15 protein-coding genes are annotated in these 15,093 nt (G+C 59.4%); 13 read left to right on the forward strand and 2 right to left on the reverse strand.

Annotation, left to right across the window (positions count from 1 at the left end; genetic code table 11):
• Positions 1–128: 128 nt before the first annotated feature.
• From OIN59_RS09850 to maiA, 13 genes are all read left to right on the forward strand, one after another.
• Entirely contained in the window at positions 129–1,580 is a 1,452-nt protein-coding gene (locus OIN59_RS09850) for an aldehyde dehydrogenase (protein ID WP_274109691.1), read from the forward strand.
• A gap of 23 nt (positions 1,581–1,603) precedes the next feature.
• The gene (locus OIN59_RS09855) at positions 1,604–2,599 is read left to right on the forward strand and encodes a dihydrodipicolinate synthase family protein (RefSeq protein WP_274109693.1); all 996 of its coding nucleotides are present in this window, start codon (positions 1,604–1,606) and stop codon (positions 2,597–2,599) included.
• Between the two features lie 18 nt (positions 2,600–2,617).
• The gene (locus OIN59_RS09860; RefSeq protein ID WP_274109695.1) at positions 2,618–3,238 is read left to right on the forward strand and encodes a 2-hydroxychromene-2-carboxylate isomerase; all 621 of its coding nucleotides are present in this window, start codon (positions 2,618–2,620) and stop codon (positions 3,236–3,238) included.
• The gene (locus tag OIN59_RS09865) at positions 3,235–4,230 is read left to right on the forward strand and encodes a Bug family tripartite tricarboxylate transporter substrate binding protein (protein ID WP_274109697.1); all 996 of its coding nucleotides are present in this window, start codon (positions 3,235–3,237) and stop codon (positions 4,228–4,230) included. The genes OIN59_RS09860 and OIN59_RS09865 overlap by 4 nt, the downstream gene beginning before the upstream one ends.
• A 46-nt stretch (positions 4,231–4,276) precedes the next feature.
• Positions 4,277–5,236: a tripartite tricarboxylate transporter substrate-binding protein gene (locus tag OIN59_RS09870; protein WP_274109699.1), complete on the forward strand. Its 960-nt coding sequence runs from the start codon at positions 4,277–4,279 to the stop codon at positions 5,234–5,236.
• Between the two features lie 734 nt (positions 5,237–5,970).
• Positions 5,971–7,239: an aromatic ring-hydroxylating dioxygenase subunit alpha gene (locus tag OIN59_RS09875; RefSeq protein ID WP_274109701.1), complete on the forward strand. Its 1,269-nt coding sequence runs from the start codon at positions 5,971–5,973 to the stop codon at positions 7,237–7,239.
• Between the two features lie 2 nt (positions 7,240–7,241).
• Positions 7,242–7,715, forward strand: a complete 474-nt coding sequence (locus tag OIN59_RS09880; protein ID WP_274109703.1) for an aromatic-ring-hydroxylating dioxygenase subunit beta — start codon at positions 7,242–7,244, stop codon at positions 7,713–7,715.
• Between the two features lie 12 nt (positions 7,716–7,727).
• Complete coding sequence (locus OIN59_RS09885; protein WP_274109706.1) at positions 7,728–8,042, forward strand: non-heme iron oxygenase ferredoxin subunit; 315 nt, start codon at positions 7,728–7,730, stop codon at positions 8,040–8,042.
• 29 nt (positions 8,043–8,071) lie between these two features.
• Positions 8,072–9,337: an NAD(P)/FAD-dependent oxidoreductase gene (locus OIN59_RS09890; protein WP_274109708.1), complete on the forward strand. Its 1,266-nt coding sequence runs from the start codon at positions 8,072–8,074 to the stop codon at positions 9,335–9,337.
• Positions 9,338–9,392: 55 nt separating this feature from the next.
• Positions 9,393–10,100 carry a fumarylacetoacetate hydrolase family protein gene (locus OIN59_RS09895; protein ID WP_274109710.1) on the forward strand — a complete coding sequence of 236 codons (708 nt, stop codon included), beginning with the start codon at positions 9,393–9,395 and terminating at the stop codon, positions 10,098–10,100.
• Between the two features lie 33 nt (positions 10,101–10,133).
• The gene (locus tag OIN59_RS09900) at positions 10,134–11,258 is read left to right on the forward strand and encodes a cupin domain-containing protein (protein ID WP_274109712.1); all 1,125 of its coding nucleotides are present in this window, start codon (positions 10,134–10,136) and stop codon (positions 11,256–11,258) included.
• Between the two features lie 141 nt (positions 11,259–11,399).
• Complete coding sequence (locus OIN59_RS09905; protein WP_274109714.1) at positions 11,400–11,642, forward strand: hypothetical protein; 243 nt, start codon at positions 11,400–11,402, stop codon at positions 11,640–11,642.
• Positions 11,643–11,647: 5 nt separating this feature from the next.
• On the forward strand, positions 11,648–12,289 hold the full coding sequence (maiA, locus tag OIN59_RS09910) for a maleylacetoacetate isomerase (protein WP_274109905.1): 642 nt from the start codon (positions 11,648–11,650) through the stop codon (positions 12,287–12,289).
• 338 nt (positions 12,290–12,627) lie between these two features.
• Here the strand turns inward: maiA and OIN59_RS09915 are convergent, their stop codons facing one another.
• Both OIN59_RS09915 and OIN59_RS09920 read right to left on the reverse strand, forming a co-directional pair.
• Complete coding sequence (locus OIN59_RS09915) at positions 12,628–13,896, reverse strand: tyrosine-type recombinase/integrase (RefSeq protein WP_274109716.1); 1,269 nt, start codon at positions 13,894–13,896, stop codon at positions 12,628–12,630.
• Between the two features lie 438 nt (positions 13,897–14,334).
• Positions 14,335–15,093, reverse strand: coding sequence for an HNH endonuclease (locus OIN59_RS09920; RefSeq protein WP_274109718.1), 759 nt, complete (start codon positions 15,091–15,093; stop codon positions 14,335–14,337).

Below are 15,093 nucleotides of genomic sequence, written 5' to 3' on the forward strand. Positions count from 1 at the left end.
CAGCGGGTGGCTGGGCTATCGGCCTGACCGATACATGGCATCCGAAATCTCCGTTTTACCGGCGGCACCCGTGCTCTTAGAGTTGTCAGTGCTTTTTCGCACTTTGACCCGACTCAGGAGACACATCCGTGGAAACCCAACTCATCATCGACAATCGGGCCGTTCCAGCATCTGGCAGCGCGACCTACGTCAGACTCCATCCAACCACCGGCCAGGTCATCACCCGTGCAGCTGCCGCCAGCGTCGATGACGCGGTGGCCGCGGTGGATTCCGCCCACCGTGCATTTCAGTCCTGGTCTCAGACCGGCCCGACTGAACGTCGACGCATTCTTTTGAAAGCGGCAGACATTCTGGAAGCCAAAACGCCGCTATTCATCGACGCAATGGCAAAGGAAATTGGAGCCTCAGAACTCTGGTCTGGCTTCAACGTGATGCTGGCAGCCAATCTTTTCAGGGAAGCCGCCGCGTTGGCCACGCAGATCCAGGGCGAGACCATTCCAACCGACAAGCCGGGCACGCTTTCCATGACAGTGCGCCAACCGGTAGGCGTGATCTTGAGCATTGTGCCCTGGAACGGCCCCGTGATTCTTGCGGCACGCGCCATCGCTTATCCCATCATTTGCGGCAACTCCGTGGTTTTCCGGGCTTCAGAAACCAGCCCCAAAACGCACCTGCTGATTGCCGAAGCACTCATGGAAGCAGGCCTGCCGCCCGGTGTACTCAATGTCCTCACGAACGCTCCGAACGACGCCCCCGAGGTGATTGATGCACTGATTGCCCACAAAGCGGTGCGTCGCATCAACTTCACAGGCTCTACCCGTGTGGGTCGCATCATCGCCGAAAAGGCTGGACGCCACCTCAAGCGCTGCCTGTTGGAACTGGGAGGCAAGTCACCCCTGGTGGTTCTGGATGATGCAGACATCAACGAGGCCGTAAACGCTGCGGTGTTCGGCGCCTTCCTGTATCAAGGGCAGATCTGCATGTCCACCGAGCGTATCGTAGTGGACGAGAAGATTGCCGACGAATTCGTGGCCAAGTTTGCCGCGCGTGCTCGCGAACTGCCGGTTGGTGACCCTGCCACTGGCGCCGCGTGCGTTATCGGCCCGATGATCGTGAACGAATCAGGAGCGCGGCTCAACCGCATGATCGATGACGCACAGGCGAAAGGCGCCCAAATAGCCGCCGGCGGACTCGCCACCGGCGCCGTAATGCCTGCAACGATTGTCGACCATGTCACGCGCGACATGCAGATCTATGACGAGGAAACCTTCGGACCCATCACTACCGTAGTTAGAGCGCGCGATACCGAAGATGCAGTGCGCATTGCCAACGATACCGCCTACGGACTGTCCTCAGGTGTATTCGGCCGCGACGTGACGCGCGCATTGGCTGTGGCTATGCGCATCGAAACGGGCAGCTGCCACATCAACGGCGCCACCGTTCAAAACGAGGCTCAGGCGCCATACGGCGGCACAAAAGATAGCGGCTATGGCCGATTTGACGGCCGCGCGGTAATCGATGAATTCACCGAAGTGAAGTGGCTCACCATTGAGCCGTCCAAGCAGCAGTACCCCATCTGATTTCCAACCGATCAAGAAATTTCATGACCAAGCAGAAAAAAACGCGGCTGACGGCCGATGACATTCACGGCGCGTGGACCATCATGCCCACTCCTGCAACGCCGGACGCATCCGACTGGCGCGTCCAGCATACCGTCGATCTCGACGAAACAGCACGCATTGTGGAAGCGTTGATTGCCGCAGGTGTGAATGGCATTTTCAGCAATGGCACGTTTGGCGAGTGCGCCACACTCACTTGGGAGGAAAAACGCGACTTCATCGCGACGGTTGTCGAGACCGCGCGCGGCCGCGTCCCATTCTTTTGCGGCACCACCGCCTTGCATACCCGCGAGGTAATCCGTCAGACGCGAGAGGTCATGGACATTGGCGCGAGTGGAACCATGCTGGGCGTGCCCATGTGGTGCAAGATGGAAGTGCCCACCGCAGTGCAGTTTTACCGAGACGTTGCAGAGGCGGTACCCGAGGCGGCTATCGCCATCTACGCCAATCCTGAGGCTTTCAAGTTTGATTTTCCGCGGCCGTTCTGGGCACAGGTGACGAATATTCCTCAGGTGGTGACAGCGAAGTATCTGGGCATTGGCATGCTGGATGTTGACTTGCGTCTGGCCCCCAGCATCCGTTTCCTACCCCACGAGGATGACTATTATGCGGCGGCACGGATTGATCCAGAGCGCATGACCGCATTCTGGTCCAGCGGCGCCATGTGCGGTCCTGCCACGGCAATTCGCCTGCGCGACACGGTGAACGAGGCCAAGCGAAGCGGCAACTGGAGCGACGCCAAAACCATCTCGGATGCGATGCGACTGGCCGATTCCACGTTGTTTCCACGCGGCGACTTCGCCGAGTTTTCTAAGTACAACATTGGTCTGGAAAAGGCACGCATGGACGCGGCTGGGTGGCTCAAGGCCGGCCCTTGCCGGCCGCCCTATCACGTTGTCCCGGAAGAATACTTGGCGGGAGCGCGAAAGTCTGGTGAAGCCTGGGCGGCGTTACATGTCCGCTATGCGACGCCGGACTGAAAAGAGAAGGCGAACACCATGCCTCACTCAATCGAATCCAAACAGGCGCAGGTTCGCTTCTATTTTGACTTTCTCAGTCCCTATGCCTATTTGGCTCACCATCACTTGGTCGATTTATCGGCCAGCCATGGCTGGCACATCGACTATTGCAGCATCGACCTGGGCCGAGCCAAAAAAGCGATTGGCAATGTAGGGCCAGCCAACCGCGACATGCCGGTGAAGCTGACTTACCTGAAGAAGGACTTGTACCGCTGGGCTGCGCTCTATGGCGTTGCGTTGGCTTTCCCGCCCAACTACAACAGCAGCCGCCTGAACGTGGGTCTGTACTACGGGCGGTGCCAGGGGCGGGAAGCGGACTATGTGCGCACAGCCTTCGGGCTTGTGTGGGGCCATGGAAAAGCGCCAGATGATCCACAAACCCTTGAAACCGTTGCCCGGCAGATGCAGTGGGATCCTGACGATTTCGCCCGATTCACACAAAGTGAGTCAGGCTTGCAGGCATACAACGACTCCACCGAGGAAGCCGTGGCTAGACAAGTCTTTGGGGTGCCGACCATGGTGGTTGGCGCTGAAATGTGGTGGGGCAACGATCGTCTATTTTTTCTTGAAAAGTATTTGAACCAGGAGACACAAAAATGAGCAGTTCCTTGATGACCCGGCGCCATGCTATTGCCAGTATTGGCATGCTTGCCGCAAACTCCCTCCCGGCCCTCGCGCAAGCCGAACCTTCGATTGGCTTGGCCACCATCGTAGTAGGCCTTGCTGCAGGAGGCGCTACTGACGCCGCCGCACGCCGGCTGGCTGAGGGAATCCGTGGCAACTATGCCAAGACCGTTGTGGTTGACAATCGCACGGGTGCAGGTGCGCGCCTGGCGATCCAGCATGTGAAAGCCGCCGCGCCCAATGGCAGCACCCTGCTATTGACGCCCGCATCCATGATGGCAATCTACCCCCATACCTATAAAGACTTGGCCTATGACCCGGTGAAAGACCTGGTTCCCGTCGCCATGGTGTCCACCTCGGAGCTCGGCTATGGGGTGGGGTCAGCGGTACCCGAATCCGTCAAGACCATGGCAGATTACCAGGCATGGATCAAAACTTCAGCGGCCGCTGCAACCTTCGGGCACGGCGCCACTGGGTCGGGGCCACACTTTCTCGGAGAGTTGCTGGGCCGAATGTCGGGTGTAAAAATGGTTCAAGCCGGATACCGTGGCTCGCAACCGGCGATTCTGGATTTGCTTGGCGGACATATTCCTGCCGTGGCCTCGCCCTTAGGAGAGTTCTTGCCGCATATGAAGTCCGGGAAGATCCGAATGCTGGCTGTCACGGGCAATGCGCGATCGCGCTTTTTACCTGAGGCGCCAACATTCAAGGAGCTAGGCATTGCGTTAAGTGACATGACGGAATGGTTTGGCGTGTTTGCACCTGCTGGCACGTCGGACAAGCTGGTGCAACAAGCGAATGCCGCGATCAAAGTGGCCTTGACCAACCCGGAGCTGGTGAACGCCTATGGGCATATGGGTATGGAAACTGTGTGGAGCTCTTCAGTAGACCTCAGCGTCCGCCTGAAATCAGACATTGAGCGTTGGCGTGGTGTGGTGAAGCAGATTGGCTTCACCGCTCAATCTTGACGAAAGGTCGCAGGGAATGCTGAATAGACGTTCGATGATCCAGTCAATGGGCACTGTTGTTGCGCTTGGGGCATTGACCCGCTCGATGGCTCAAGGAACTAGCGTGGTGAAGGTGATCAACGGGTTCCCAGCGGGCGGCGTGGTCGATACTGTCAGCCGACGTGTTGGCGAAGGCATGGTGGTCGCCGGGTACGCCAAATCGGTTGTCGTTGATAACCGTGCAGGCGCGGCCGGGCGTATTGCCTGCACGGCAGTTAAGGCCGCTGTGCCCGATGGCCAGACGCTGTTGCTCACACCAGACACGGTGCTGTCGCTGTATCCATTCATCTACAACAAGCTTGACTACGACCCTTTCCGGGACTTCCGCCCTGTCTCCATTGCGGCACTGACCACCGACGCGCTGGCAGTTGGCCCCATGGTGCCCGATCAAGTCAAAACAGTGCGTGACTTTATGGCCTGGGCCAAGGCCCATCCGCAACAGGCTAGCTTCGGCTCTCCGGGCACCGGCTCTCCACTACACTTGCTCGGATCGCTATTGGGCAAGGAAAGTGGAATCCAACTTGCACACGTTGCGTACCGTGGTGCGGTACCCGGGGTTGCTGATCTGGTTGGCGGGCAGATCGCCGCCATGGTAGCCCCGACGGGAAATTTCCTGAACTTCCAACGGTCGGGCAAGTTGCGGATACTTGGCACCTCGGGCTTGCGGCGCACACCGTTTACACAAGAAATACCAACCTTCGCCGAACAGAAGTACGCCGATGGCTATCCTGCTGAAGAGCAGTGGTTTGGATTTTTTGCGCCTTCAACTACACCTGATGTTGTGGTGGCCGAGGCAAACAAGGCTATTGTCCACTCTCTGGGAAATAGGAACGTTGTCGAATCGCTCGCTGGCTTTGGTCTTGTCGCCAAGGGTTCTACCCCTGACGAGATGACCGACAGTCTGCGAAAGCAGTACGACAACTGGGGACGACTGGTCAAGAAGCTCGGTTTCACAGCGGAGTCTTGACAAACAGCATTTCCGGGCCTGAGATCAAAACCAATGTGAGCGGGCGCGATGGAGGGCGAGCGTCGAGTCATACCACCTTCAACGCTGACTCGTCATGCGTGAAGGTGGTGGCCGCTCACGTTTTGGTGGGCATCTATTCAATCCACAACGAGCAGATCTAGTCGAAGGTACTGGCCGAATGTCGAGAGCCTGGTGCCCCGGTGGCGGCTGTGGCATTAGCCCATGGGCTCAATGCAACACGGTGCGCAATTGGCAGCATAGCGGCGGCAGGCGGCGCGCCAAGTTGAAGGTCAACGAGGCGGCAGGCGCGAGAGAGGTCATTGCGTCTCGCGCACCGATACTGCCGTTCTTCGCCTATACGAAGCGCATGTTCAGTTCTTTAGTGGGCGTGGGTACTGCTCAAGACTCTGATCGGCGGCCATGGCAATGGCCTGCTATTCATATCGACCTTAACGGATGGGCCCCGTCCGCGGCTGACCTTTTTGAGCTTGCCAACAAGCATCGAGATCGCCAACCCAGCATGCAAACACCTGCTCCTATGGCCGAGCCTGCTCCCAGCCAAACCCACCTCAATATTCATGCAAGTGATGTTCAGTATCACGTTGCCTCAATTGAATGATGTCGTCAACTGCCGAATGATCCACACCCAGACGATAGACCCTATCCAGGTTGGTCAACCGGCCCGCCTCCACATACATATTTAAGAATCGTACGAACGGCTCAAGGAGATACTTATGCCAGAACGCCCCGTCACAGTTTTTCCACCGCAAATTCGCTGGGAAACGGAAAGTACCAGCCGGATCCCCTTCCAAGCCTATACGGACGAGGCCTTGTACCGGAAAGAACTGGACAGGATTTTCTACCGCGACCACTGGAACTATGTCGGCCTTGAAGCCGAAATCCCAAATGGCGGCGACTTCAAACGAACCGTCGTCGGCGAACGCTCGGTGCTGATGGTGCGCGACCAGGATGGCTCGATCCACGTGGTCGAAAACGTCTGCGCCCACCGTGGCATGGCTTTCTGCCGCGAGCGCCACGGTAACCGCGAGAGCCTGACCTGCCCTTACCACCAGTGGAACTACACACTATCGGGCGACCTGCAGGGTGTTCCATTCAGACGTGGCGTCAAGCAGGACGGCAAGGTCAACGGCGGTATGCCAGCGGACTTCAAGCCATCCGACCACAATCTCACCAAACTCAAGGTTGCCACCCGTGGAGGCGTGGTATTCGCCTCGTTCGACTATGACGTGGAGTCGCTGGAAGACTTCCTGGGCCCGGTGATCCTCGGATACTTCGACCGCCTTTTCGATGGTCGCAAACTGAAGATTCTGGGCTACAACCGCCAGCGCATTCCAGGCAACTGGAAGCTGATGCAGGAAAACATCAAGGATCCATACCACCCGGGCCTGCTGCACACCTGGTTCGTGACCTTCGGACTCTGGCGCGCCGACAACAAGTCTCAGTTGTTGATGGACGCACACCACCGCCATGCGGCCATGGTTTCTACACGCGGCGCCGCTGGCAAGGCTGCCGAAGTGACCCAAGTATCGAGTTTCAAAGCCAACATGGAGCTGAATGATCCACGGTTCCTGGACATTGTTCAAGAACCATGGTGGGGTGGACCAACCGCAGTGATGATGACAGTCTTCCCGAGCGTCATTTTCCAGCAGCAGGTCAACAGCGTGTCCACCCGCCACATCCAGCCCGACGGCCATGGTGCTTTTGATTTCGTCTGGACGCACTTCGGCTTCGAAGACGACAGCGAAGAGATGACTCAGCGACGTCTGCGCCAGGCCAACCTCTTCGGCCCTGCAGGCTTCGTTTCCGCCGACGACGGCGAAGTCATCGAATGGTCACAGGAAGGTTTCGAGACCAAGCCATCCCACCGCACTCTCGCCGAGCTGGGTGGAACGGACGTCGCCGACACGGACCATATGGTCACCGAGACTCTGATCCGCGGCATGTACGAATATTGGCGCAAACTGATGGAGGCGGAGGATTGATCATGGAATTCCAAAACTACTTCGAACTGACACAGCTGTACGCTAACTATGCAGCGGCATTGGACGCGGCTGACTGGGATGCCTGGCCAGAATTTTTCATCGAAGATTGTGTGTACAAGCTACAGCCGCGCGAGAACCATGATCGCGGCTTCCCATTGTCAACACTTGCCTTCGACAGCAAGGGCATGCTCAAGGATCGCGTATACGGCATCCGTGAGACGTTGTTCCATGACCCTTACTACCAACGCCATGTGGTGGGCACGCCGGTCGTACGCAAGATCGATGCCGACGGCCGTATCCAAAGCGAGGCCAACTACGCCGTGTTCCGCACACGCTTGTCCAAGGAGTCGACTGTGTTTAACGTCGGCCGGACGCTGGATGAGATTGTGCGCACGCCAGAGGGACTGAAGTTCGCCTCTCGCATTGTCATCTACGACAGCGAGATGATTCCCAACTCGTTGATCTACCCCATCTGAGGAACCGCAACCATGACAACCAACTGGATCGATGCGGCCGCGCTGGATGAGATGCCGCAGGACGATGTGATCAGCCTGGATGTCGCGGGCCGTGACATCGCGCTGTATGGGGTGGACGGCGAAGTTTTCGCCACCGACAACGTGTGTACGCACGGCCATGCCCGGCTGTGCGACGGTTTCCTGGAAGGGTACGAGATCGAATGCCCCCTGCACCAGGGCAAGTTCGACGTGCGCTCGGGCCAGCCTACCTGCGCGCCGGTGACCGAGGCGCTGCGCAGCTACCCCGTGAAGATCGAAGGCGGCCGCGTGTGGCTGGCTGTGGACTGAGCGCAGCCGCTACTTCCAAGGAAAACCCTATGACTGCTGAGCGACCAGAGGCCGCAGCCGCCGCATGCGCGGACGAGTGCCCTATCAACACCATTGTGATCATCGGCGCAGGCCAGGCTGGCGGCTGGGCTGCGCACACACTGCGCACCGAAGGCTTCACCGGACGACTGGTTTTGATCGGTAACGAATTGCATCTGCCGTACGAGCGACCACCGCTGTCCAAGGCCGTGCTTTCCGGTACTGCCTTGCCCGAAACCACGCGACTCATGAAGCCCGAAGCCTTCGATGCCCTGGGCCTGGAATGGCGGCCCGGCGAGCAGGTGCATCGCATTGACCGCACCGCCAAGCAAGTGCTGGTGGCCAATGGCGAGACGCTGTCTTACGACAAATTGATCCTGTGCACTGGCGGGCGCGCCCGCCAGCTCGCATTGCCGGGTGCCGACCAAGTCCATGTTCACACTCTGCGCACCATCGAGGATGCGCAGGCGCTCGCCCCGGTACTGGGCCCGGGCCGCAGCGTCGTGGTACTGGGTGGCGGCTGGATAGGCCTGGAAGTGGCGGCCACGGCACGGCAGCAAGGCACCGAGGTGATCGTCGTAGAAAACCAGAACCGGTTGTGCGCACGCACCGTACCAGCCGAGATATCCGAGCATCTGCTAGCCCTGCACCAGGCGCAGGGCACACGCGTTCTGCTCGGCACCGGTGTCAACGGCTTCGCGCGGGCGGCAGACGGCCGCTCGGAGGTCTGGCTTGCCGATGGCAGCGCGCTGCGTTGCGACGCCATCGTGCTAGGCGTCGGCCTGGTGCCCAACGACGAATTGGCGCGCGAGGCAGGCTTGGCCTGCGACGGCGGGGTGCTGGTCGATGCGCAATGCCGCACATCTGACCCCGACATCCTGGCCTCCGGCGACGTAGCCGTGGCACCCAACCCCTGGGCAGGCCGACGGATGCGGCTGGAGTCTTGGCAGAACGCGCAAGAACAGGGCATCGCTGCCGCGCGCTCGGCCCTGGGCCACGCCGTCGACTACCAGCCCCTACCTTGGTTCTGGTCCGACCAATACGGCATGAACCTGCAGATTTACGGCATACCCACTGCCACACACCGCGTGGTGCAACGCGGTGAAAAGGCAAGCGGCAGCTTCATTCTTTTCTACTTGGCCGGCGACGTGGTGCAGGCCGCCATCGGCCCCAACGCGGCGCGCGACCTGCGCTTTGCGCGCCGGTTGATCGAGCAGCGCAAACCTGTCGACGATGCGCGGTTGGCCGATCCGGGCATTCCGATGTCCAGGCTGTGAGAGCAGCCTGCCACTCCCAATTTTTCATCTACACAACACCCGCAAAGGAAACCCCATGACCGCCACCACCTACCTCTGGACCCCGCCGCCCGTCTATTCGTTGCCCGTGCGCGGCCGCAGCGAACGCTTGCCGGTCCAGCGCCTATTCTTCGTCGGCCGCAACTACCACGCGCATGCCGTTGAGATGGGTCGCCCCGTCGACAAGTCGGTCGAAGTGCCGTTCTACTTCACCAAGGCACCTTCGACACTGGTCGAGTCGGGCGCCACCGTGGCCTACCCGCCCGGCACCAAGGACTACCACCACGAGATGGAGCTGGTGGTGGCCATCGGCGCGCCGGGCTTTCGCGTGAACGAAGCGGATGCGCCCAGCCTGATCTATGGTTACGCCTGCGGCCTGGACATGACGCGGCGCGACCTGCAGCTCGTGGCCCGCGAGAAGGGCAGGCCCTGGGACCTGGGAAAGGACGTGGAAGAGTCCTCCATCGTCTCCGAGATCGTGCCCCTGCCTCAGACCGTGTTGAGCCAAGGCGACCTGTCGATGTCGGTCAACGGCAAGGTGCGGCAGAAGTCGGACCTCTCCAAGTTGATCTGGGACATCCCCGAACTGATCGCCGACCTGTCCAAGTTCTACCACTTGCTGCCCGGCGACCTGATCTTCACTGGCACACCCGAAGGTGTGAGTGCCGTGCAGGCGGGCGACCGCATCGAGGGCCAGATCGAAGGCATCGGCAGTATCGTGCTGAACGTCGGTCCGGCCGAATAACGCATTGTTGAAAAAAGAGGAGACAAGGCCACCATGACCATCGACCTGACGCCTTCTCCCGTGCGGCTGCATGCCGTCGCGGGCCACGGTCAACCCGACCCCACGCCCGCGCTGGAGCAGTTGTACCGCGGCTTCGAGCAAGAACTGCTGGTGCCGCTGTGGACCGAAATCGGCGACCTGATGCCCCGCCACCCGAAGTCCAAGGCCGTGCCGCACCTTTGGCGCTGGGATCGGCTGAAGGCCCTGGCCGCGCAGGCCGGAGATATCGTGCCCGTGGGTCGTGGCGGTGAGCGCCGCGCCATCGCGCTGGCCAACCCCGCCCTGGGTGGCAGGCCCTTCGCAACGCCCACGCTTTGGGCGGCCATCCAATACTTAATGCCTGGCGAAGATGCGCCGGAACACCGCCACACGCAGCATGCTTTCCGCTTCGTGGTCGAAGGCGAGGGGGTGTGGACGGTAGTCAACGGCGACGCGGTTCGGATGTCGCGTGGCGACTTCCTGCCGCAGGCCGGCTGGAACTGGCATGCTCACCACAACGCCGCCACCGCGCCCATGGCCTGGATAGACGGGCTGGATATTCCGTTCTCGTACTACACCGAGAGCCAGTTCTTCGAGGCGGGCCGCGAGAAGATCTCGCCGGCCGAACGCACCACGGCCGAGCGCTCGTTCTCCGAGCAGCTGTGGGGCCACCCCGGCCTGCGCCCTGTGTCGGCCATGGCGGCCCAGCCCGCCACACCGCTCTTGGCCTACCGCTGGATCGATACGGACCGTGCGCTGGCCGACCAGCTCGCACTGGAAGACGCAGGCCAAGCCGGCACGCTGAGCCCGGGCCACGCGGCCGTGCGCTTCACCAACCCGACCACGGGCGGCGACGTGCTCCCAACCATGCGCACCGAGATGCACCGCGTGCGCGCGGGCGCTGCGACGATGGTGCAGCGCGAGGTGGGCTCCTCCGTGTTACAGGTGTTCGACGGCAACGGCACGGTCACCGTGGGCGAGCACACTTGGCAGGTCGCGCGCGGCGATCTGTTCGTCGTTCCGTCCTGGCAGCCGTTCTCCGCCCAGGCCTCAGGTGGCAGCGCGCTGGACCTTTTTCGCTTCGGTGACGCGCCGATCTTCGAGGCTCTGCATGCACACCGCACCTTGGCCGGCGTCTGATCGTTGTTGATGGTAGCGGGCAAGCATCTCGAAACCCATCACGCCCTTTAGCCCGCCACGTTTGGCCGATCCGTCAAAAAACAACCGCATGCGCTTATTCGTCCGTTCACTTTCATACGCCCGCGAGCTTAACCTTTGCGCTTGTCACTGGCCACTGCGCACCTGCGCAGCGCCTTGGCAAAAACGTTCCACACCAAGTCGGTCAGGTTTGTGGCGCCCTTCTCGCCCGGCAGCGGCCCGGATACCGCCGAGGTCAAGGAACGCCTGGGCACCGTCGGCTTCGAACCTTTGATCAGTTCCCCGGGCGAACTCACTAACGCGATGGGCCACAAGTCGCGCATGTTCAGTGAATTCGTCAAGCGAGCCAAGATTACTCTAAATTGATGACCATGAAGCTCTATACATTTTTCCGCAGCGGAACCTCGCACCGTCTGCGCATCGCGCTGAATCTGAAGGGACTCGATTACGAGCAAGTCGCAGTCGACCTGCGACGCGAGGAACACCTGGACGAGGCCTTCAAGGCGACCAACCCGCAGCAGTTCGTGCCGGTGCTCGAATCGGAGAGTCGCCTTATGACGCAATCTCCGGCCATCATTGAGTGGCTCGAAGAACGCTATCCGAATCATCCATTGTTGCCGGCCGATACCGCCGACCGTGCGCAAGTCCGAGCGCTCGCGGCCATCGTAGGCTGCGACATCCACCCGGTCAACAACCGCCGCATCCTGGAGGCACTGCGCCACCGGTTCGGTGCGGACGATGCGGCGGTGAACGACTGGTGTGGCACCTGGATCAGTGCAGGCTTCGACGCCATTGAGGCACTGTTGGCGGCCGACACGCGGCGGGGCGACTATTGCTTCGGCAACAGCCCCACCCTGGCCGATGTCTACCTCGTGCCGCAGGTCGAGAGCGCGCGTCGCTTCAAGGTAGACATAGCGCGCTGGCGACGCGTGCAAACCATCGACGCGCGATGCGGAGAACTTGATGCCTTTCGCAGGGCGGTACCGAGCGTCCAACCCGACGCCGCTCGCTGAAGCTCAATTTCCTTTCGGATAAAACGCATCTGCGTAGATATGGGCGGCAGGAATACCTTTTCCAAGTGCCACCAGCATCGTAGTCTCTACCATCGGAGGGGAGCCGAAAAAATAAGCCCGGTGTTCCTGAGAACGGAATGGAGCGTGAGAATTTTGATCGTGTCGTAGACCAGTACCCCGAATACAACGCCTCGCTGAAGGCCTATATCGTCCCGCAAGAAGGTGGCATCGATACTGTAGACCGCGTTGAGATTGGTGGGCGACTCATACGCGACTTGGTATCCACTGGTCTTTAAATCGATCTGAAACGACCCAAGTTTCCTGGATCGTTCAAGGCGTCACTTCTTCTTGATCAAATTGACGATCCCATCGTAATTGGATTTTTTCAAATCAGCGCTGACTTGGGGCGTTGAGCAATAAACTGCCCAAGCGTCCATCAACTCACGTCGCTTCGCCAACTGCGTACTGCGCGCATAAGCAGCTTCTGCCTTGTCTTTGAGTCGATGCGCCAGCGCGTTTTCGATGACCTCTTTGGGGAAATGGGTTGTATCTCCAGCCCAGTCACGAAAACTTGAGCGAAAACCGTGCACTGTGATGTCTGTGTGGCCCATCCTCCGGAGAATCGAGGTGAGCGTCATATCGGACAAAGGTTTGTTCTCCTTTGTGGCGCTCGGAAATATTAGCTCGCAACCTTCCAGTTTTGGAAGGTTGCGAAGCAGATCTAGTGCAGACTTGGAAAGTGGGACCGTGTGCTCCTTGCCCGCTTTCATTCGCCCCGCTGGTATGACCCACTCTTTGCGGTCAATATCGATTTCGGACCAGGTTGCCATCCGAACTTCACCAGAACGAGCGGCAGTCAGAATCGCAAATTCCAAGGCTTTAACCCCCAGACCTTCTTTCGCGCGGAGTTCCACCATGAAGGATGGCACCGACTGATATGCCAGGGCGCTAAAGTGCTCTACCTTCGCAATCTTGGATGGCTTCGCCAGCAGGGTGTCTAGATGGCCCCGCCAGCGTGCTGGGTTATCACCTTGCCGATACTTACTGGTAGTAGCCCAAGCCAGTACCGTTTCAATGCGACCTCTCAAGCGGGCCGCCGTCTCTGTCTTGGTTGTCCAAATGGGTTGCAGGCACTTCACCACCAGATCGGTATCAATCGAGTTCACCGGTAGCTTACCCATCAATGGGTAGGCATAGGTCTCCAGTGTGCTCATCCACTGCGCGATGTGCTTGGGGTTCTTCCACTCATGGCGCTTGGCCTCGATGCAGGCCATCGCACATTCCTCGAACGTCATTTCGCGGGCCTTCACCAAGCGACGCTCGTTCACTTGGGCACGCCGCACGGCAACAGGATCCACCGGCTCTGTTGGATGATGAACCTGCTGCCTAGCCTGAAGCGCCAACCGCCTGGCTTCCGACAGCCCGACCGCTGCAAGGCTACCCAGTCCCATGTTTCGACGCTTACCGTCCGTGCCGGTGTACCGAAAAACCCAGGATCGGGAAGTACCTCGGACAAACAAGTACAGCCCCCCGCCGTCTCCGTGCCAACCGTCCTTCAGTTTGGTTAGAACAATTGCCGGCAGTTTGCCGGGCGTATGCGATCCCACGATTAGCCCTCTGTATACCAATTGCGATGGATTTTAGTATACCTTTTTGTATGCCTTTTTGGTTTGGATAGAGCAAGGTTTTGCTGGACGCCAATGGACAATAAATGCAGGATAAATTCATACATTTCAACGACTTAAAGTACTCCATCAATCACGACTGGGCGTCCTTGGATATGGCGGAGGTAGACGCCCTCTCCGCCAACAACACTAAGCGCCATGCGGCTTCCAAGCCCATGGCGCTTTTTTACTCCACGTTCTACCCCCATTTCAATTTCTGGTGCGTTGAGCCATACTGAAGTGTTTTGAGTCATCGTGCAGCCCCCCTGAAAGATTGCTTGGGCTGGGCCACTCTGAAAAAGAACTGACAGCGAACGATGCCGTCCGGATCGACACGGAACAAGGCCGCGCCGGAAGCCGACGCCAGCTTTTGCACAGACGTCAGGGGCTTTTCGGCATGTACAACGGAGAGGCCCATTGATTCTCTTCCAGCCAGCACCTAAAGCCATCGTTCTCTCGTCCGCCTAAGTTGATCACCATCTCGACACCAAAGATTGAGGTGGCAAGATATGCCTCGGACGAGCGGGTTAGAAGAATGTCGAACTCGTGCAGCAGTTCGAAGGCTTCGTCCCCCTCCAAAAACACCGCGTTCACGGGGTGTAGCGGCCGCACCGTGAACGGCCAATCTAGTCCTTCATTGAAACGCGCGAAGTTGCGCAGCTCATCGAGAGCGGGATGATCGACTAGCTCGTCGTTCCATGAAGGCACCGCCAAGGTTTTGAAAGCAAGCACCTCAAGGCCTACTTTGGCCAAGAACCTACCCATCTGGCGGTACTCCGGCCGACTTGTTCCATCTTCAGCTTGCCAAATCGGAATTCGCCCCTTCTTGTTCGGCACGACCATTCCAGCGCGCAGCTGACGAAACACAGGTGACTCGAGGACTGGCCGCTCCACCTTCCTCGCAAAGTAGTTGTTGCAGGCGTCGCATACAGCACCAACCGGAAGCATGTGTTCCGTGTTGCCCAGAGACTCGGGAATGATGTGCTCCACCGAAGTACTGGTCGAGGAGTCTTGCTTGCAGAAAATGCAGCGCATGTTAGGACTACTTGATAAAGAAAAGCCATTGCTGGCAGATGCTGAGTGGTCGGCTGGACCCGCCTCTGCCCTCGGCGGTGCCCATGCCAGAAGGATGGAGGACAA

The organism is Acidovorax benzenivorans (genome assembly GCF_028680575.1).
In the GTDB taxonomy this organism is placed as follows: domain Bacteria; phylum Pseudomonadota; class Gammaproteobacteria; order Burkholderiales; family Burkholderiaceae_C; genus Acidovorax; species Acidovorax benzenivorans.

Bases quoted from the DNA above. Each gene is read 5' to 3' on its own strand.
- OIN59_RS09900 (WP_274109712.1), top strand. From the start codon at position 10,134: ATGACCATCGACCTGACGCCTTCTCCCGTGCGGCTGCATGCCGTCGCG.
- OIN59_RS09860 (WP_274109695.1), top strand. From the start codon at position 2,618: ATGCCTCACTCAATCGAATCCAAACAGGCGCAGGTTCGCTTCTATTTT.
- OIN59_RS09890 (WP_274109708.1), top strand. From the start codon at position 8,072: ATGACTGCTGAGCGACCAGAGGCCGCAGCCGCCGCATGCGCGGACGAG.
- OIN59_RS09875 (WP_274109701.1), top strand. From the start codon at position 5,971: ATGCCAGAACGCCCCGTCACAGTTTTTCCACCGCAAATTCGCTGGGAA.
- maiA (WP_274109905.1), top strand. From the start codon at position 11,648: ATGAAGCTCTATACATTTTTCCGCAGCGGAACCTCGCACCGTCTGCGC.
- OIN59_RS09885 (WP_274109706.1), top strand. From the start codon at position 7,728: ATGACAACCAACTGGATCGATGCGGCCGCGCTGGATGAGATGCCGCAG.
- OIN59_RS09855 (WP_274109693.1), top strand. From the start codon at position 1,604: ATGACCAAGCAGAAAAAAACGCGGCTGACGGCCGATGACATTCACGGC.
- OIN59_RS09865 (WP_274109697.1), top strand. From the start codon at position 3,235: ATGAGCAGTTCCTTGATGACCCGGCGCCATGCTATTGCCAGTATTGGC.
- OIN59_RS09880 (WP_274109703.1), top strand. From the start codon at position 7,242: ATGGAATTCCAAAACTACTTCGAACTGACACAGCTGTACGCTAACTAT.
- OIN59_RS09895 (WP_274109710.1), top strand. From the start codon at position 9,393: ATGACCGCCACCACCTACCTCTGGACCCCGCCGCCCGTCTATTCGTTG.
- OIN59_RS09870 (WP_274109699.1), top strand. From the start codon at position 4,277: ATGGGCACTGTTGTTGCGCTTGGGGCATTGACCCGCTCGATGGCTCAA.